The organism is Leuconostoc aquikimchii, from assembly GCF_040838325.1.
GTDB classification, from domain to species: Bacteria; Bacillota; Bacilli; order Lactobacillales; family Lactobacillaceae; genus Leuconostoc; species Leuconostoc aquikimchii.
The window spans coordinates 1-18584 of the sequence record NZ_JBFPER010000001.1; the positions used below are offsets into that span (position 1 = coordinate 1).

Genomic DNA, 18584 nt, shown 5'->3' on the forward strand with positions numbered 1-18584 from the left:
CAAGCTTTTATAAAAGCACTCAATGATGTGTCGCGTGCAATTTCATCACGGACAACAATTCCAATTTTGACAAATATTAAAATTGTTTTAACACAAGAAGAATTGATTTTAACTGGTTCTAATAGTGATATCTCAATTGAGACTCGTATTGCCCAATCAGACACGAGTGCGCAATTAGTCATTAAACAACCAGGTGGCATCACATTGTCTGCTACTTTCTTTTCAAATATTGTTAAAAATTTGCCTGCTGATGATCTATCTGTATCAGTCGATGGGGTACGTGCTAGTATTACATCTGGTGCATCCGATTTTACAATTAACGGTCAAGATGTGCGCAACTATCCACAGTTACCAGAATTAGATGATGTGCAAAGTTTGAGTGTTTCGGCAGCACAATTGGTTGATATTATTTCGCAAACTAAAATTTCTGCTTCAACCCAAGAAAGTCGCCCTATTTTAACTGGTATCCACTTAGCCTTGAACGGTAATGATGTGAAAGCGGTCACAACAGACTCACATCGCTTATCGCAACGTATTGTGACTTTGACTGGAACTGATGCCCAAGTTAAAGCTGATGTGATTATCCCGGCTAAGTCTTTCAATGAATTACAAAGTTTGTTAGAAGGACAAGATCGCGTTGAAATTAAGTTATCAGCAAATCAAGCGGTATTTGATTTGGGCAATACAACTTTTTATTCACGTTTATTAGAAGGGAACTACCCAGAAACTGATCGCTTGATTCCAACAGAAAGTACAACACAACTGACGATTGAAGCAAGTGCCTTACTTGGTGCGATTAGTCGTGCTAGTTTATTGAGTCATGAAAGCCGAAATAACGTCGTGCAACTGACACTTGAAGATGGCGTTGTGACACTAACTGGGACATCACAAGAAGTGGGTCGTGTACAAGAAGAATTAGTAACAAAATCAATTGAAGGCGAAAATTTGGAAATTTCATTTAATCCAGATTACGTTCGTGATGCCTTACGTGTGTTTAGTGGCAAAGCTGTTGATGTCAAGTTTACAAGTAACTTGCGACCATTTACATTGACACCAGCTGGGGAAACAGATAACAAACAGTTACAGCTGATTACACCTGTTCGCACGTTTTAATTCCTGACAGGCGTTCTAAATAAAGTTGATAACAAACAAACATTTATCCCTAAAACAGCCTAAAATCGCTTAAAAACGATTTTAGGCTGTTTTTTTAAGAATAAGCTGTAAAAAAATGGTATAATACAAAGGTAACTAATATGACGAAAAATATAAAAATCACAACTGAATACATAACACTCACACAATTACTCAAAGAAGAGAATATTATTTCTTCTGGGGGCCAGGCAAAGTACTATTTAATGGATTCGCCAGTCTTGTTAAATGGCGAGGCCGAAAATCGACGTGGTAAAAAACTATATAATCACGATGAGATTACTGTGGCCGGTGAAAAATATGTCATTTCATTAGCAGAAAATGCTGATGAAATGATTGCAGCAGCACAAGAAGAGAAAGCTGAACGTGCTGCTGCTGCCAAAAAGACTGTTCTCAATGACCGGATTAAAGCACAAAAAGCTGCCGTTGCTAAAGAACGTAAAGAAGCACGTTTTGCTGAATTACGTAAGAAAAATGGCACACGTGCAGGTGGGTTTGGTCGTCCTAATCAAGGTGGTCGTGGTGCGGGACCAAAAGGACCTGGTTCTTGGAACTCCAATCGCTAAGACTTGTTAATTACCGTAACTATACGGACCTGGCGCTAGATTTTAGTGATGGTGTGAATGTTTTTTTGGGTGAAAATGCACAAGGCAAGACGAATTTATTAGAAAGTATTTACGTTTTAGCTCTGGCACGCTCACATCGAACAAGTAGTGATAAAGATTTAATTCGTTGGCAGGAAAAAGAAGCAACAATTAGTGGCCGTGTTAAGAAAAATATTAGTGATACACCGTTATCTTTGCATTTTTCGAATAAAGGCAAAAAAGCGCGTGTGAATCATTTGGAACAGTCCAAATTATCACAATATATTGGCCAATTAAATGTTATTCTATTTGCACCTGAAGACTTAGAATTAGTTAAAGGTGCACCAAGTGTGCGACGGCGGTTCATTGATATGGAATTTGGGCAAATGAATCCCTTATATTTGTACAATACAACGCAATATCGCCGCATATTAAAAGATCGCAATGCGTACTTAAAGCGCTTGCAAATGAAACAAACAAAAGACACCATTTTTTTGGATGTTTTGACAGAACAATTAGTTGACGTTGGGGCGCAAGTTCTTTTGGCGCGCCAAGCCTTTTTAAAAAGATTGGAAGTTGCTGCGCAACCTATTCATGCTGAAATTTCAAATCAGCGAGAAACACTAACGTTGAAGTATCAAACAGGGATTGATTTTGAAAAAGACGCAGATTTAGCAACAGTTAAAGCCATTTTTGAACAAGCTTTAAAAAAGCAACAATCACGTGAAATTATGCAAGGATCAACAGTCGTTGGTCCGCATCGAGACGATATACAGTTCATTGTTAATGATAAAGATGTGGCTGTTTTTGGATCACAAGGGCAGCAAAGAACAACCGCGCTTGCGATTAAATTAGCTGAAATAGATCTCATGCAACAAGAAACGGGTGAATATCCTATTTTGCTACTCGATGATGTTTTAAGTGAGCTCGATGCTAACCGACAAACACACCTTTTGTTAGCGATTCAAGACAAGGTTCAAACGTTCATTACGGCACCAACATTAAGTGATGTTGCCCGGCAATTAATTCATGCACCTAAAGTGTTTCACGTGCAACAAGGTGAGATTATGTTAGAAGAACAAGCTGAGTAATTAGCAAGTACATAAAGGATTTAATATGTCTGAAGAAATAAATAATGAATTAGAAAATATAGATGGTATTGTAACTGATGACGCTGAAATTCGTCAGGCAAGTACGGTAAATGCAAGTGCGGGAGACTATAACGCAGATCAGATTCAAGTTTTGGAAGGCTTAGAAGCTGTGCGTAAGCGTCCTGGCATGTATATTGGCACAACGACTGCACAAGGTTTGCATCATTTAGTATGGGAAATTGTCGACAATGGAATTGATGAAGCCTTAGCTGGCTTTGCCTCACATATTACGGTGACAATTGAAAAAGATAATTCGATTACGGTGACTGATGATGGTCGTGGCATTCCAGTGGATATCCAAACTAAGACGGGAAAATCTGCGCTTGAAACAGTCTTTACTGTATTACATGCTGGTGGTAAATTTGGCGGCGGTGGTTATAAAGTTTCTGGTGGCTTACACGGTGTTGGCGCGTCAGTCGTTAATGCCTTATCAACGAATCTAGATGTTAGAGTTATACGTGATAATCAAGTTTATTACATGGACTTCAAATTAGGGCGTGTAAGCACAAGCATTGTTAAATTGGATGAAAAACCCACAATTGATCGTGGCACAATCGTCCATTTTAATCCTGATGGCGATATATTCCGTGAAACAACAACGTTTAATTACAATACCTTGTTGACACGTGTACGTGAATTGGCATTTTTGAATAAAGGCTTGCGTATTTCTATTACAGATAATCGGTTGGAGACACCTGTAGTAGAGAGTTTCCATTTTGAAGGTGGAATAAAAGAGTACGTTGAATACTTAAATTCTGAAAAATCAGTTATTTTTCCTGAGCCTGTTTATGTTGAAGGTGAAGAAAATGGTATTGTTGTGGAAGCGGCGTTGCAGTACACAACGGATATTAAAGACAGTTTGCGTACTTTTGCAAACAATATTAATACCTATGAAGGTGGCACGCACGAAACAGGCTTTAAGACAGCTTTGACGCGTGTTATTAATGATTATGCACGTAAAAATGGGCAAATGAAGGACGCTGCTGAGAGTTTAACCGGAGAAGATGTACGTGAAGGTGTGACAGCGATTGTATCAATCAAGCATCCAGATCCACAGTTCGAAGGTCAAACTAAAACAAAATTGGGTAACTCAGATGCCCGTCAAGCGACAGATCGCATGTTTTCAGAGACTTTTAGTCGCTTTATGATGGAAAACCCAATAGTTGCCAAGCAAATTGTCGACAAGGGTCTCTTGGCGCAAAAAGCGCGTTTAGCTGCTAAACGTGCGCGTGAAATGACACGTAAACAGTCTGGCTTAGAAATTGGTAATTTACCTGGTAAATTAGCAGATAACACGTCAAATGATCCAGCGCTGTCAGAATTGTTTATTGTTGAGGGAGATTCTGCCGGTGGTTCTGCTAAACAAGGACGTAATCGTGTGACACAAGCCATTTTACCAATTCGTGGTAAAATTTTGAACGTTGAAAAGGCGACCTTGGACCGTGTGTTAGGTAATGAAGAAATTCGGTCACTGTTCACTGCAATGGGAACAGGATTCGGGAATGATTTCAACGTTGAAAAGGCGAATTATCATAAAGTTATTATCATGACTGATGCCGATGTCGATGGGGCACATATTCGTACGTTATTGTTGACGCTCTTCTATCGTTATATGCGACCACTTGTTGATGCAGGGTATATTTATATTGCTCAGCCACCTTTGTATGGTGTGGCATTGGGAAACTCCAAAACGCGTGAATATTTGGATACTGATGAAGAACTTGAAACATACTTGGCGCAATTGCCATCAAATATCAAGCCAAAAGTGCAACGTTATAAGGGATTAGGTGAAATGGACTTTGATCAGCTTGCTGATACGACCATGGATCCAATAAACCGACGATTATTACGTGTTGATCCCTCAGATGCTGAGGCAGCTGATAGTGTTTTTGACATGCTAATGGGTGATGACGTCGCACCGCGTCGTGAATTTATCGAAGAAAACGCTGTGTTCGTAGAAAACTTAGATATTTAAAAGAGTGTGCGTCTGGCCTAATATGAGGCGTGGCGCAAAAAGCATGCGAAACTGCCAATTGGCAGTACATAACTTCAGAATAACGTTATAAGGAGTAAAAAATGTCTGAACAAAATGACTCGCGCATTCATAACGCGAATTTGTCAGAACAAATGAAAACATCATTTTTGTCATACGCTATGTCTGTTATTGTCGCGCGTGCATTGCCTGATGTTCGTGATGGCATGAAGCCGGTTCATCGTCGTATTTTATACTCAATGATTGAGCAAGGTAATACGCCAGATAAACCACATAAAAAATCAGCACGTATTGTTGGGGATGTCATGGGAAAGTACCATCCGCACGGTGATTCAGCTATTTATGAATCAATGGTCCGTATGGCTCAACCTTTTTCATATCGTCATATGCTAGTTGATGGTCATGGTAACTTTGGTTCTGTCGATGGTGATAGTGCTGCCGCTATGCGTTATACTGAGGCGCGTTTGTCAAAGGTTGCCATGGAAATGGTACGCGACTTAAACAAGGATACAGTTAATTTTATACCCAACTATGATGGTGAAGAACGTGAACCAGAAGTACTACCAGCACGTTTCCCTAACTTGTTAGTTAACGGTGCGACTGGGATTGCGGTTGGCATGGCAACAAATATTCCAACGCATAACTTGGCCGAAGTTATTTCGGCGCTTCATATTTTGATGAACAATCCTGAAGCGACAACCATGGACCTAATGGAAGCACTTCCTGGACCAGACTTCCCAACAGGTGGGATTGTGATGGGAAAATCAGGTATTCGACGTGCTTATGAAACTGGTCGTGGACGAGTTACTGTTCGCGCAAAAGTAGATATTGAACAAACAAAAACAGGTAAGGAACAAATCATTGTCACAGAATTGCCTTATGCTGTTAACAAGGCGCGTTTGATAGAGCGTATCTCAGAATTAGCTCGTGACAAGCGCATTGAAGGTATCACAGGCATTCGTGATGAGTCTGATCGTGATGGGTTACGTGTTTCAATAGATGTGAGACGTGATGCATCTGCTAGTGTTATTATAAACAATTTGTATAAAGAGACACTGCTACAAACAAACTTCAGTTTCAATATGTTGGCAATCAATGGTGGTAAACCACAAACAATGAGCCTCAAAGAAATCTTAGTCGCTTATTTGATTCATCAACGTGAAGTTATTCGCCGCCGTACAGCTTTTGATTTACAAAAAGCACAAGCACGCGCACATATCCTTGAAGGATTACGCATTGCCTTGGATCATATTGATGAAATTATCAGTATTATTCGTTCATCAGCAACGTCAGAAGAAGCTAAAACACGCTTGATTGATGGGTATTCACTGTCTGATAAGCAAGCACAAGCCATTCTAGATATGCGATTAGTGCGTCTGACTGGTTTAGAACGTGATAAAATTGAAGACGAGTATCAAAAATTAGTCACTTTAATTACGGATTTGAAAGATATTTTGGCGCATGAAGAACGTGTTGACCAAATAATTTATGATGAACTATTAGAAATTCAAACAAAGTTTGGGGATGCGCGTCGGACTGAATTACAAGTCGGCGATGTGACCAATTTGGAAGATGAAGATTTAATCGAAGAAGAAGATGTCATTATTACTTTGACGCGTAAAGGTTATATTAAGCGAGTACCACAAGCGGAATTTAAAGCACAAAATCGTGGTGGGCGTGGTGTGCAAGGTATCAACGTCAATGATGAGGACTTTGTTGATCAAATGGTTGCCACATCAACGCATGACACCTTGTTATTCTTCACAAACAAAGGTAAAGTTTACCGAATGAAGGGTTATGAAGTACCTGAATATGGTCGCCAGGCTAAGGGTATTCCAGTTGTTAACCTACTTAAATTTGAAGGTGACGAAAAAATACAAACAGTTATTAATGTACGTGGTGAAGCTGGTGAAAGCAAAGCCTATTTGTTCTTTGTTACACGTCTCGGTGTTGTCAAGCGAACAGCTGTGAGTGAATTTTCAAATATTCGTACGAATGGTTTGAAAGCACTAACATTACGTGACGATGATGAAGTATTATCTGTTCAAATTACCGATGGTACGCAAAGTATTCTGATTGCTACCAAAGATGGTTATTCTGTCAGATTTACTGAAGAAGATGTCCGTATCATGGGTCGTGCTGCAGCTGGTGTTCGTGGTATTCGATTACGTGAGGGTGATTTGGTTATTGGATCAGATGTTGTGAGCTTAAACGATAATGTTTTGGTCATCACAGAAAAAGGTTACGGTAAGCAGACACCGGTCACTGAATATCCAATCAAGGGCCGCGGTGGTAAAGGGATTAAAACAGCCAATATCACTGAAAAAAATGGTACCTTAGCCGGAATGACTATCATTCATGGTGATGAAGATATCATGGTTACCACAACACAAGGTGTGATGATTCGATTTACCGCAGCATCTGTCAGTCAAACTGGGCGTGCGACATTAGGTGTACGTTTAATTCGTCTTGAAGATGGTGCTAAAGTAGCAACATTAGCTAAAGTCGAGCACGAAGAAATACTTGCTGATGATGAAACAACAGAAGTTTCACGTGAAACACCTTTGGATAAGCAACAAATTGAACAAGTAACAGCGTTATTAGATCGTACAGAATCTGATGACAAACCAGAGGATTAATATGCATGAGCAAGTTGATAGTTAATTGCCGATATATAATAAAAACCCGATGACTAATATAGTCATCGGGTTTTTATTATGATCGGCCTTTTTTATTAGTAAAAAGGGATGCAAGGTAGTCCAGCATAGCACGTCTCCTTAATTTTCATGATATTATATGATACGAGAAGGTGTGCAATATTGCTTATAAATTAAGGGCGGTTGTCATTATCTGGGGTAACATCTTTACGTGAATCTGTTGAATAGTAGTGCGTTTTTTTTGGTGCATCAGGCATGATAATCCAAGCTAGAATATAAACTAAAATGCCGGGAAATGCTACGGAGAAAAATGAAACCAGCACGAATATAATACGTAACCAAGTTACATTCCAACCAAAATAATCAGCTATGCCCCCCATAACACCAGCAATCATGCGATTGTTACGTGAACGTGTAAATGCTTTCTTTTTTGTCATGATTAATACTCCTTACTTAATGATGTGTTGTAGTGTGTCGGCAATGTAGTAGCCAACTGAAATCTAGCTGAGAAGTGCATGCCAAAGTGTTGAAAACCAGTCATGCGATGTTGCAAATTCAATACCAGCAGCAAGCATGAGACCAACGCCATACGCCTGGATACCATGTGACGAGTGGCTATGATGATAGTATTCTTTCATGGACATATGAATTCCTTTCGGTTGTGTGTCATAAACTTAATCAATCTAATACACTTTAATTGTACCAGAATTGACGTTAGCATCAATTGTAAATTTAGGGTTAGTGCCGTAAAATCCACGTTTATAGCTTGTCGTATTTTTGTCAAAATGAATCGTTGCATCACGCTCAATCGTAACCATACCATTATTAGAAGATAGGTCAAAATTAAAATTCTGTGTTGTTGGTGCGGTAACACGAATTGAACTAGAATGGGCGTGTAATTTCAGATCATCAGTTAACTCAGTTATGCGTAAACGCAAGGGACCAGAATTTGCGCTGAATTGTCCGCCACCAACAAAATTGTCAACTTGAACGGATCCAGACGTCGCACTAATTTTTGCGTGAGAAATCGTGGTATTTTTAAGCTTGACGCTACCAGATTTAGAAAATATTTCTGCTTTTTCAAAAGTGAGTTTGTCGGCTTTTACGGCGCCTGTATGTATCTCCCAAGTGGCATTTTTAGCTTTAATTTGTTGTCCGTTAAAGCTACCAGAGTGAATAACTAGGTCAAACGTACCGAGTGTTAAATTTTTAGCAGTGACACGGCCACTATGGTTAATGCTTGTTATATAGCCAGTGTCAAAGTTTTTTGGGAAACCAATATTAATTAAAGTGCGCACATGAAACAACAGGGGATGATCACCTTGTGATATTAAGACACGCTCATCATTTTCTTCAATATGAGCAAAATAACGGGCATTGTCGCGATTAAAGTATTCGTCGACGGTTATGAGGTCTGTCTTATCATTGGTATAAAAATTAACAATGGCATCTCTATAATCAAACACGAATTGTTTATCACTGATAGGAATTTGGGCATTATGATGAGCAGCAGCCCAAGTTGGCGCAGAAGCATTTTTCTCGTCTTCATCAAAGTGTGCTTGATTCATAGTACTGTCATCATCGAACTTGTAATATTTTTTGCCAACCCGCGCGCCATCATGATCGACATGTAACCAATCACCAAATTGCACTTTGTCATGCTTACCATCAATCACAATGTCATCACCTAAACGAACGCCACGACCGTCAATATGTAAGTTACCAACATGGAAGCCATCATCTGAAATATCAATAAAGGGCGCTTTTTTTGATTCGTCATCAGGGTTTTTACCATCTGTTTTGGTTGTCTGGCTTAAATCACGCAGGACAATATCAATATCACCCAGTTGTGAAAATGCATCATCAAGTGCCTCATCGTGAGATTTGTCTTGTTTAGCAAAATCTTGGTAGGCTTCCATCAAATCGGTGACAAGTTCTTCTTTAAACTCAGTGAGTTGTGTGTTTGGCGTGTATTTTGAGAAAATAACGTCCAAACGTGTCCGTATTTCCATTTCGATTGATGTCATAATGATGCTCCTTCATTTAGATTGCCTGTAATTAAGTTGCTGATAACGTCCTTAGCAAATTCCCATTCCTGTAAAGCAGTCATCAGATGTTGCTGACCAGACGACGTGATTTTGTAATATTTTCGACGTGCGCCTTGTGTTTCGTCACCCCAATAACTTGCGATAGCGCCACCTTTTTCTAAACGACGAAAAGCAGTGTACAGCGTGGCTTCATTCAGTTCGTATTGTTGATGGCTTAAAAGACGAATAGATTTAGACACTTGATAGCCATAGGAATCACCTTGGTTAAGGATATTTAATATAATCGTGTCAGTATGCCCACGAATAAGATCTTTAGAAATAGCCATTTTATCACCTTTCTATGGATTCTAACTATATCATAAAACAAATTACTGTGGTTGTCAAAGTAATTTGTTTTGTGATATAAAAAAAGCCACCCAAAAAGATGACTTTGACGTTAGGATTTGATTAACCTATCATGGATTAATTGACACGTGGCCTTGTCACGTGTAAACAGGGAGACAGTTCTGGTAAAAGGTTCGGCCAGCTGTTTCATTGCTAAGCGTGTCGGATCTTGAGTTACTTTATTAACGGCGACTGATTTGGGTAGAATCGTCACATAATCAGAATTTGCAACCATAGCGATCGTAGATTCACTATAATCTATTTCAATCATATCAGGCAAATATTTATTGTTTATCTGGTATATTTGGCTTATTCTCTGATGAATAGGACAGTATTTTGGGTACATAAGTAATTTTAGGTGATTCAGGTCAGTCGCATCGAGTGTCGGCCTATTTAGGCTGGCTAGATCCTTATTTTTTTGTGAATAGACTAAATAATACGGTTCTTCAAATAACTGCCTTTCTTCGAATTTACCGATAAATTCTTTACTAAATTCGTGGTCAATTAAAATAGCATCTAATTGACCTGAATTAAATGGTGTAATGAGTTCATAAATTTTATTAGTCAAGATGACTTCTTTTAGGTCAGATAAATAGTGACTAAAAAAATTGGGATACATATTGGAAGCAATACTATCTAAAGAACCCAATTTTAAATCAGCTAGGAACACTTGAGATTCAGTCATCATGTCATGCATGTTTTCGAATTGTTGGATTAATTTTTTGGCTTCTAAATAGAGATTTTGTCCGGCCAAAGTTAAAGTCATACCTTGAGCACTTCGCAAAAAGAGTCGTTTGCCATAATAGGTTTCGAGTTGCTTAATTTTTTTACTAATAGCTGGTTGCGTCATCATTAAAGTGTCACTACTTTTATTGATACTGTGAGCATCAGTGACAGCCACTAAAACATACAACAATTCTATATTAAAAGAAGTATCAGTTACCATGAGTTCCCCTTTGATAAAACGCTACCAACATATGCAATAACGTTATAACCTCTTATTATAAATCATTAATTCCGCTTTGCAAGGGACAATGATAAACTTTTAACAAGGTTGTCGAGATGAAAGCAATCTTAATAATCAAACCTAGGAGGGTTTAAAATATGTCTAAGAAATATGTGTATGGCTTAATTTTGTGTTTAATAGCAGTATTGTCTTGGGGTGGTATGTTTCCAGTCATGGCACCAGCATTAAAAATTATGGATCCATTTTATTTTACATTATTACGTTATGGGAGTGTTGCTTTCATTTTTGCAATTATTCTGGTTATTGTGGAAGGTCCCAAAGCATTCAAAACAGAAGGGTATGCCATTAAACTTTGGGTGTTTGGGACAGCGGCCTTTGCAGGATTTAGTTTTCTTGTGTTCTTAGGACAACAGCTTGCGGGACAATCTGGTTCCATTATTGCCTCTGTCATGATGGCTATTCAACCACTGTTGGGTGTTTTAGTAGGGTGGGTATATCGTGGTGCAAAGCCAACTGTAGCATCACTTATTTCAATGGTTATCGCAGCAATTGGCGTGTTTATGGTTGTGACTAAAGGGCATATTAGTGTCTTAATATCGGGACATAATACGCTGTTAGCAGTCGTATTTATCTTACTTGGCGCTTTATGCTGGGTGATCTACACTGCTGGTGGTGCGGATTTCCCAGAGTGGTCGATTTTACGGTACTCGACCTTAACCGCAATTTTAGGTGTTTGTTCAGTGATTGTTGTATTGGTTGTGGCGACAGCAGCAGGTTGGCTAAAAGTACCAACAATGACACAAGTGAGCGGTGTTAAAAATGCGTTGGTCTATATGATTACGTTAGCCGGGGTTATAGCAGTATTTGCTTGGAATATGGGAAATCGTGTGATTGGTCCTATAAACGGTATTTTATTTATGAATTTAGTACCCATTGTGGCGTTTGTTATCACAATTATCAATGGCTATAAGGTCTCAGCTTTTGAAATTGTTGGATGTGTGATCACAATTAGTGCGCTGGTTGGGAATAATATTTATAATCGGTATGTTGCACATAAGAAGTTAAATATAGTCAAAAATTAAATAGAAAATGCCACAACTTCATTCATAAGTTGTGGCATTTTTTGAATAATGTCAGCAATAGCAGAGCCAGATAAGATGACACTAATTAATAATGAAAAAAATAGCATTATTAGCTAGTTCGCTTGGGGAAAAAATATATAACCGCCGGTTAATAATGTTAATAACCCGCTTATAGTTATAAGGAAAAGAAATGAGGTCATACGGTTACTTTCCAATCGCTGTTTTATCATAAAATAGTACTTATATTGTGAATTTTATATCAAATAGACAGAACTGTTCATGCCATTAAATCAGAATTATTTAAAATATACTTAAATTTTGCATATAAAATCACAATATCTCGTCTTTGGAGCCACTTTGGGTATAAATTTATAGCAAACATTGATATAATATTACTATTGGTTTTTTGACGAACGCATTACAAAGGAGAAAAGGAAATGAGTAAGAAGAACAAAGTTATGATTGCTATTGTAGCAACATTAGTGATTATGGGTATTGGGGTCATGACGACTCTTAGTATGACAGAAGTTAATGGGGTTAAAATCGACGGAAAAGCATCACAATTCATGATGATCTCAACAGTTGTGGCTGGTATTGTCAGTGTAATTGTTGGCGCATTGTTTAATAAATTATTTATTTGGTTGTCACAGCTTGGACAAGAAGAAAAGCAATCTGTTTCGTTCTTAACATCATGGTATGCGACAGCTGCTAGTCAGCTACCATTTGCTATTGTAAATATCTTTTTAGTGACTGTATTGAGCTTATACAAGGCAGGAAACACAGTTGCTGCAATTATTAGCGGTGTGATTAATGCAGTGCTTTACACATTAATTTTACGTCAAGAAAAGATTATCACAAAACGCACACAAATCATTTATATTGTAATTATGGTTATATTGACCGCTGTATTTAGTGCGTTACCTATGTTGATGAAATAATAACAAACTGAATTCACAAGTATTGAGGGGGGAGTAGTATGAAACGACGTACTAAAGTAGCATTAATTGTCACGATTAGCGTTGTAGCTGTTGGTTTATTAGCAGTTACTGGGGTGACAACGTATCATAAAATGACACACAAATCAGATGCAACCGTAAAAGCAGGTTATCAATCCTACACGGTAACCACCTCACCTGCCTTATCAATGTCAGGTAAAGTAGTTGCTAGTAAAACACAAACATTGAATATACCAACTGGCAAGTTACAACAAATTAATGTTAATAATGGTCAAACTGTTAAAAGTGGTGACATTTTATTAACGGTAACGAATACGGATATGCAAGAAGCAATCGATAATCAAAACGATATGATTGTTAAATCAAATCGTGCGGTTAACAGCGCTGCAAGTACATTAAAAAGTGCACAACAAAGTTACAATCAAGCAGATCCAGAAGCTAAATCTGCACTAAAAGATGGCGTGACGCAAGCACAACAAGCCGTTACTGATGCTAACGCAGACGCGCAAGATGCGCAAAATAAGCTAGTTGAGTTACAAAATAAGCTCAATGTGAATGTGACAGCACCTTTTGATGGTATTGTTTCAGTTGATAATAATACAAAAGATGGTTTGCCTGCTTTAACAATGAACACGACCGAAAAAATGTTACAGGCAACTGTGTCAGAGTACGATTATAATAAAGTTCACAGTGGTGATAAAGTTACTGTGAGTGGCATTGATGGGACACCGAACCAAACAACAGACATTGATAAAATTGAACAAATTCCTGCAGAACAAAGTAAAGGGACCACCTACTATCCATTTTCTGCGCATGTGAACGAAAACTTTTTATACGGACAAAGTGTGAAAGTGAAAGTGCCACAAAATGATCTCAAGGTGCCAAGTACTGCTGTTTATAAAGGTAGTCTCTATAAAGTAATTGATGGTAAAGCTAGTCGGATTAATGCTGATGTTACTAAGACAGGGGCAAGTTATATCGTCAAGTCAGGTGTCGCTACGGATGAGAAGGTTGTCCTGAATCCAGATAGTCATTTAAAAAATGGTGAGAAGATCAATGATTAATTTATCAGCGATTAGTAAAAGTTATCGTCAAGGTAATGATAATTATCAAGTATTACATGACATTAATTTGCGCATTCAAGCTGGTGAATTTGTCGCGATTATGGGGCCGTCTGGTTCGGGTAAGTCAACGTTAATTAATATTATTGGCTTTTTGGACCAACATTTTGAGGGTGGTTATACATTTAATGATGTGGTTGTGAGTGAACTGAATCGCAAGCAACATGCACAGTTGCGTAATCAATCGGTCGGGTTTATATTTCAAAATTTTAAGCTTATTACAAACCAAAGTGTTGGTGAAAACGTTGGTTTACCGTTATTGTATGCCGGTATGAAGCGACGAGATATTGTTGCGCGTGTCAATGAAGTCTTGTCACAAGTAGGGTTACCTGGTAGTTATCACAAACTACCAAAAAATCTTTCTGGTGGGCAACAGCAACGTGTCGCAATTGCTCGGTCGATTGTGACAAAGCCTAAATTTTTAGTAGCAGATGAACCAACCGGTGCGCTAGATTCAGTGACTTCTTCAGAAATCATTGCATTGTTTAAAGCTTTGAATGATAATGGCACAACGGTTATTATGGTCACCCATGATGAAAATGTTGCACGTGAAACAAATCGATTGATCAAAATACTAGATGGCCGAATACAAAGTGATGAGGAGGTGCAACATGCAAATACGTGAATTATTTGTGAGTGCTTTTCGATCACTATTGTCGAACAAACGGCGTAGTATATTGACTATGATTGGTATTATTATTGGTATTGCTTCTGTGATCACTATTTTGGCGCTAGGAGATGGTGCACGTGTGGCGATGATGAAAAATTTGCAAGCTAGTAGCAGTGGTCAACAGTCGACTGAAATTACTTTCGCACCAAAAGATGAGAGCAAAGTAACTGGTTTTAGCGATGATGATTTGAACCGCATACGTGAAAATAATAAAGTCAGTCATGCTAGTGTGCAATCAGATGATCATGGTATTTTATCAACTGAAGGGTTAGTCAACGGTAAAAAAATATCGCCAGTTGTTTATTTGAGTCAAAGTGCTAATCATGATCATTTAATTTCAGGGCATGGGATTAGCAAAAGAGATAGCCTGGTTAACAATCCAGTAGCATTAGTGAGTCAATCCATGGCTAAAAGAGGTTACCAAAGTGCAAAGAATGCTTTGAATGCTGGTATTGAATTAAATGGGACGACATACACAATTGTTGGTATCATTAGTAATGATGCCATGCGTGGTAGTTATAATAATTATGATGTCGTTGTACCACGCCAAGTGTTTGAGGCAAACAATGCTGACATTTCTGCAAACACATTGAAATTAACATTTGTTGCTGGTGCTAATGTATCAAAAGAAACGCAAAAAATTGCGGACCAATTGAACAGTAGTGGTTCGCAACATAACGCGGGAGCTTATCAGTTTTATGATATGGCTGCCATGTTGAAGGGCGTTAGTGCAGTACTTAAGGGTATCACATACTTTATTGTTGCCGTGGCTAGTATCTCACTATTTATTGCTGGTATTGGTGTGATGAACATGATGTATATTGCTGTGAGTGAACGTACGCAAGAAATTGGTATTCGTATGGCAGTAGGTGCGTCGCAACAGCAAATTTTATGGCAGTTCTTGATAGAAGCTGTCATGTTAACTTTGAGTGGCGGTATGGTTGGTTACCTTGCAGGGCTTGGTGTGGCAATGGGTGTCTCGGCATTTCTGCCATTTAAGGCTAGTGTCTCCCTATCGACATTCTTATTAGCATTTGGCACATCAACCATTGTTGGCTTAGTGTTTGGTATATTACCAGCTAAAACGGCCAGTAATAAGAATTTGATTGATATTTTGAGATAGTTTGTGTTTTTAAAATAGGATTATCAGTTAAAAAAGTCAATGATAAATATCACACAAAAACACTCACATTGACATAAATGTGAGTGTTTTGTGATATTGTGAATATATAGAGATAAAAGAAAAGATGCGTATCAAATTCAACTTGACCGAGAAGTGACAAAAAAATCGCGGTGGAAGTATTAGATACTGATAAGAATGATCTTATGAGTTTGTTTGTAGTCTATTGCATGGTTAGATGAGCAATTCAATCACTTGTTTGTCAGAAATAATTTTAGTTAAGATGTTGAGAAAGAATGGAGAGAACAACTATGGTCAAGTTCAACTTTGAATGCGCGAACATTGCTGATTTGAAAAAGTCATATGATTTTGTTGTGATTGGTTCTGGTTCAGCGGGGATGTGCGCCGCTATTCAGGCACAAGAGCTAGGGTTAGATGTTGTCATCTTTGAAAAACGCGACGTTTTAGGTGGCAATTCGATGCGTGCTTCAACTGGTATGAATGCTGTTGAAACTTTAACACAGTTGAATCATCAAGTCATTGATTCCCAAGAATTATTTTATGAGGAGATGCTTAAAGGTGGCAAAGGCAGTAATAACAAAGAGTTGCTGTCATATTTTGTGAGACATACTGAGTCCGGAATTGAATGGCTGTCTCATCATAATATTTTATTAAATGATCTCATATCAACTGGTGGCATGTCAAAAAAACGGGCACATCGACCGGCTGATGCGCCCGCAATTGGAAGTTACTTAGTAACAGGTTTGCAAAAACAGTTGATGACACACCACATACCTGTATTTAATGACACACAGGTATTATCTTTGATTAAAACGAATGATCATATATCTGCGGTAGAGATTGACCATCCTCAAATAGGTAAAAAAATTATTAACGCTAAAGCAGTCTTGATTGCTAGTGGTGGATTTGCGCGAAATCAGGCTATGTTATCGCAATATACACCTGAATTATTAAAATTACGTACAACAAATCATCCTGGAGCGACTGGCGATGGGATCAAATTAGCAACCAGTGCTGGTGGTGCATTAGTAGACATGAACAAAATTCAAGTTCATCCGACAGCGCAACAAGAAACGGACCATGTCTATTTGATAGGCGAAGGATTACGTGGTGCAGGCGCTATTTTAGTTAATCAGAATGGCAAACGTTTTGTTAATGAGATGGCTACACGTGATACAGTGACAAAAGCTATTAATGATTTGCATCAAAATGGTGCAACATTAATATTTGATGAAGGTGTTCGACAAGCCTTTAAAGCAGTTGATTTCTATATTGCCATGAATCTAGTTGTATCAGGGGATACATTATCTGAATTATCAGAAAAATTAGATCTGAATGGGGCTAATTTAGAACAAACAGTGGCTGATTGGAATACAATGCAAGAGCGTTCCAAGGACACGCAATTTAATCGTCAGACAGGCATGGATCGTGCTATTACTGTTCCAACGTATTACGCAATTCATATTAAACCGGCTATACACTACACAATGGGTGGGATAAAAATTAATAGCTTGACTGAAGTTTTAAACGCGTCAGGTGGCACAGTACGTGGGTTATATGCTGCTGGTGAAGTAACGGGTGGTCTACATGGCGATAACCGGATAGGTGGCAATTCCATTTCTGAAACAGTTGTATTCGGTCGTCAGGCTGGTAAGCAAGTAGCAAAATTTATCTTAGAACGATAAAAACGATTGTCTCAAGTAATGATGCAACAAACCATTGATTGCCATGTAATTTTTTATCGTACTGTTAAAGTAGGTAATATGGTAAGAGCAAAAAAATGGACAATAATTTTAATTGACTACAAATGTAGTAACGTGTTATACTACACTTGTAGTTATTATAAAAGGAGAATGATCATGAGCGTAACGACCGTAAGATTACAAGATGATACAATGGCTTGGGCTAAGGAATATGCCGATTTTAAAGGTATGAGTGTTACTGGCTTAATAGCTGATTTGATCGAAGAAGCACGTCAAGATGATGAAGACTATGCTGACGCAATGAAAGTGATTAATTCTGAAAATCGTGAATATGTTTCAGCAGAAGAAATCAAGGCAAAACTAGGTCTATGAAGTATAGCTGGAAATTTGATAGTAAAGCAGCCAAACAATTTAGTAAGTTAGATAAACCAGTACAAAAGCGTATATATAATTGGTTAGAGTTGAATATTAGTGATATAGAAAATCCCAGAATGTTTGGTAAAGCCTTAGAAGGTGAGTTAAGGACATTATGGCGTTATCGCGTTGGTAAATACCGAATTATCGCTGATATTGTAGATGACGAATTTGTTGTTATTGTCTTAAAGACTAGTAAACGTGATGATTTTTACCGAAATAAATAAGCTTAAGTAATTTTTGATGACGAAAAGAAATAGCTTGGTCTATGAACTGAGCCCAAAAAGTTGAACATAATAAAAACTACTTATTAAAGTTATCGGATTCACTTTAATAAGCATGGATTTTTTGTACAAACGATTATAGACTTTTTTGGGGGACTAAACATATGATATACTATACAGGCAAGCAAGTTAGGGCGTTGGTGAGTCTGATAGCTGGAGGTGGTGCTAATGAGCAATACTTTTAGCTATCTGGAAGGATAACACCCAACATGGTCTTCTGGACCACGGTAATTGTTTTAGTTACAGCATTAGTTGTTTTGGCTACGAAAGTAGTTGAACT

18 protein-coding genes are annotated in these 18584 nt (G+C 38.1%); 13 read left to right on the forward strand and 5 right to left on the reverse strand.

Annotated features, from left to right (window positions below; genetic code table 11):
• The 5 genes from dnaN to gyrA form a co-directional block, all read left to right on the forward strand.
• A partial coding sequence (gene dnaN, locus AB3K24_RS00005; RefSeq protein WP_367972964.1) for a DNA polymerase III subunit beta occupies nucleotides 1-1113 on the forward strand: 1113 nt, incomplete at its 5' end.
• Nucleotides 1114-1253: 140 nt separating this feature from the next.
• On the forward strand, nucleotides 1254-1715 hold the full coding sequence (yaaA, locus tag AB3K24_RS00010) for a S4 domain-containing protein YaaA (protein WP_367972966.1): 462 nt from the start codon (nucleotides 1254-1256) through the stop codon (nucleotides 1713-1715).
• Nucleotides 1697-2824, forward strand: a complete 1128-nt coding sequence (gene recF, locus AB3K24_RS00015; protein WP_367972968.1) for a DNA replication/repair protein RecF — start codon at nucleotides 1697-1699, stop codon at nucleotides 2822-2824. The genes yaaA and recF overlap by 19 nt, the downstream gene beginning before the upstream one ends.
• A gap of 25 nt (nucleotides 2825-2849) precedes the next feature.
• Nucleotides 2850-4859: a DNA topoisomerase (ATP-hydrolyzing) subunit B gene (gyrB, locus tag AB3K24_RS00020; RefSeq protein WP_367972970.1), complete on the forward strand. Its 2010-nt coding sequence runs from the start codon at nucleotides 2850-2852 to the stop codon at nucleotides 4857-4859.
• 101 nt (nucleotides 4860-4960) lie between these two features.
• On the forward strand, nucleotides 4961-7516 hold the full coding sequence (gyrA, locus tag AB3K24_RS00025) for a DNA gyrase subunit A (RefSeq protein ID WP_367972972.1): 2556 nt from the start codon (nucleotides 4961-4963) through the stop codon (nucleotides 7514-7516).
• Nucleotides 7517-7707: 191 nt separating this feature from the next.
• On the opposite strand, the gene AB3K24_RS00030 is transcribed toward gyrA, so the two are convergent.
• The 5 genes from AB3K24_RS00030 to AB3K24_RS00050 form a co-directional block, all read right to left on the reverse strand.
• Nucleotides 7708-7971, reverse strand: coding sequence for a PspC domain-containing protein (locus AB3K24_RS00030; protein WP_367972974.1), 264 nt, complete (start codon nucleotides 7969-7971; stop codon nucleotides 7708-7710).
• Between the two features lie 63 nt (nucleotides 7972-8034).
• Nucleotides 8035-8178: a hypothetical protein gene (locus AB3K24_RS00035; protein WP_367972976.1), complete on the reverse strand. Its 144-nt coding sequence runs from the start codon at nucleotides 8176-8178 to the stop codon at nucleotides 8035-8037.
• 39 nt (nucleotides 8179-8217) lie between these two features.
• Nucleotides 8218-9561 carry a DUF4097 family beta strand repeat-containing protein gene (locus AB3K24_RS00040; RefSeq protein WP_367972978.1) on the reverse strand — a complete coding sequence of 448 codons (1344 nt, stop codon included), beginning with the start codon at nucleotides 9559-9561 and terminating at the stop codon, nucleotides 8218-8220.
• Nucleotides 9558-9908, reverse strand: a complete 351-nt coding sequence (locus AB3K24_RS00045; RefSeq protein ID WP_367972980.1) for a PadR family transcriptional regulator — start codon at nucleotides 9906-9908, stop codon at nucleotides 9558-9560. The genes AB3K24_RS00040 and AB3K24_RS00045 overlap by 4 nt, the downstream gene beginning before the upstream one ends.
• A 110-nt stretch (nucleotides 9909-10018) precedes the next feature.
• A complete protein-coding gene (locus AB3K24_RS00050) occupies nucleotides 10019-10912 on the reverse strand; it encodes a LysR family transcriptional regulator (RefSeq protein ID WP_367972982.1) in 894 nt (297 codons plus the stop codon).
• A gap of 158 nt (nucleotides 10913-11070) precedes the next feature.
• On the opposite strand from AB3K24_RS00050, the gene AB3K24_RS00055 reads away from it, so the two are divergent.
• The 8 genes from AB3K24_RS00055 to AB3K24_RS00090 all read left to right on the forward strand — a co-directional run bounded on the left by AB3K24_RS00055 (nucleotide 11071) and on the right by AB3K24_RS00090 (nucleotide 18247).
• Nucleotides 11071-12015 (forward strand): DMT family transporter, encoded by a 945-nt coding sequence (locus AB3K24_RS00055; protein ID WP_367972984.1) that lies wholly within the window; start codon nucleotides 11071-11073, stop codon nucleotides 12013-12015.
• Nucleotides 12016-12452: 437 nt separating this feature from the next.
• Nucleotides 12453-12953, forward strand: coding sequence for an MFS transporter (locus AB3K24_RS00060; RefSeq protein ID WP_367972986.1), 501 nt, complete (start codon nucleotides 12453-12455; stop codon nucleotides 12951-12953).
• A gap of 38 nt (nucleotides 12954-12991) precedes the next feature.
• Nucleotides 12992-14035 (forward strand): efflux RND transporter periplasmic adaptor subunit, encoded by a 1044-nt coding sequence (locus AB3K24_RS00065; RefSeq protein ID WP_367972988.1) that lies wholly within the window; start codon nucleotides 12992-12994, stop codon nucleotides 14033-14035.
• A complete protein-coding gene (locus AB3K24_RS00070) occupies nucleotides 14028-14717 on the forward strand; it encodes an ABC transporter ATP-binding protein (protein ID WP_367972990.1) in 690 nt (229 codons plus the stop codon). Before AB3K24_RS00065 ends, AB3K24_RS00070 begins: the two co-directional genes overlap by 8 nt.
• Nucleotides 14704-15885, forward strand: coding sequence for an ABC transporter permease (locus AB3K24_RS00075; RefSeq protein WP_367972992.1), 1182 nt, complete (start codon nucleotides 14704-14706; stop codon nucleotides 15883-15885). Before AB3K24_RS00070 ends, AB3K24_RS00075 begins: the two co-directional genes overlap by 14 nt.
• A gap of 308 nt (nucleotides 15886-16193) precedes the next feature.
• Nucleotides 16194-17588, forward strand: a complete 1395-nt coding sequence (locus AB3K24_RS00080; RefSeq protein WP_367972994.1) for a flavocytochrome c — start codon at nucleotides 16194-16196, stop codon at nucleotides 17586-17588.
• Between the two features lie 174 nt (nucleotides 17589-17762).
• Entirely contained in the window at nucleotides 17763-17978 is a 216-nt protein-coding gene (locus AB3K24_RS00085; protein ID WP_148606697.1) for a DUF6290 family protein, read from the forward strand.
• The gene (locus AB3K24_RS00090) at nucleotides 17975-18247 is read left to right on the forward strand and encodes a type II toxin-antitoxin system RelE family toxin (protein WP_367972996.1); all 273 of its coding nucleotides are present in this window, start codon (nucleotides 17975-17977) and stop codon (nucleotides 18245-18247) included. The genes AB3K24_RS00085 and AB3K24_RS00090 overlap by 4 nt, the downstream gene beginning before the upstream one ends.
• The last annotated feature ends 337 nt before the right edge of the window (nucleotides 18248-18584 follow it).

Bases quoted from the DNA above. Each gene is read 5' to 3' on its own strand.
- AB3K24_RS00075 (WP_367972992.1), top strand. From the start codon at position 14,704: ATGCAAATACGTGAATTATTTGTGAGTGCTTTTCGATCACTATTGTCG.
- AB3K24_RS00050 (WP_367972982.1), bottom strand. From the start codon at position 10,912: ATGGTAACTGATACTTCTTTTAATATAGAATTGTTGTATGTTTTAGTG.
- AB3K24_RS00030 (WP_367972974.1), bottom strand. From the start codon at position 7,971: ATGACAAAAAAGAAAGCATTTACACGTTCACGTAACAATCGCATGATT.
- AB3K24_RS00085 (WP_148606697.1), top strand. From the start codon at position 17,763: ATGAGCGTAACGACCGTAAGATTACAAGATGATACAATGGCTTGGGCT.
- AB3K24_RS00035 (WP_367972976.1), bottom strand. From the start codon at position 8,178: ATGTCCATGAAAGAATACTATCATCATAGCCACTCGTCACATGGTATC.
- AB3K24_RS00080 (WP_367972994.1), top strand. From the start codon at position 16,194: ATGGTCAAGTTCAACTTTGAATGCGCGAACATTGCTGATTTGAAAAAG.
- AB3K24_RS00060 (WP_367972986.1), top strand. From the start codon at position 12,453: ATGAGTAAGAAGAACAAAGTTATGATTGCTATTGTAGCAACATTAGTG.
- AB3K24_RS00070 (WP_367972990.1), top strand. From the start codon at position 14,028: ATGATTAATTTATCAGCGATTAGTAAAAGTTATCGTCAAGGTAATGAT.
- gyrA (WP_367972972.1), top strand. From the start codon at position 4,961: ATGTCTGAACAAAATGACTCGCGCATTCATAACGCGAATTTGTCAGAA.
- gyrB (WP_367972970.1), top strand. From the start codon at position 2,850: ATGTCTGAAGAAATAAATAATGAATTAGAAAATATAGATGGTATTGTA.
- yaaA (WP_367972966.1), top strand. From the start codon at position 1,254: ATGACGAAAAATATAAAAATCACAACTGAATACATAACACTCACACAA.
- AB3K24_RS00045 (WP_367972980.1), bottom strand. From the start codon at position 9,908: ATGGCTATTTCTAAAGATCTTATTCGTGGGCATACTGACACGATTATA.
- AB3K24_RS00040 (WP_367972978.1), bottom strand. From the start codon at position 9,561: ATGACATCAATCGAAATGGAAATACGGACACGTTTGGACGTTATTTTC.
- AB3K24_RS00065 (WP_367972988.1), top strand. From the start codon at position 12,992: ATGAAACGACGTACTAAAGTAGCATTAATTGTCACGATTAGCGTTGTA.
- AB3K24_RS00090 (WP_367972996.1), top strand. From the start codon at position 17,975: ATGAAGTATAGCTGGAAATTTGATAGTAAAGCAGCCAAACAATTTAGT.
- AB3K24_RS00055 (WP_367972984.1), top strand. From the start codon at position 11,071: ATGTCTAAGAAATATGTGTATGGCTTAATTTTGTGTTTAATAGCAGTA.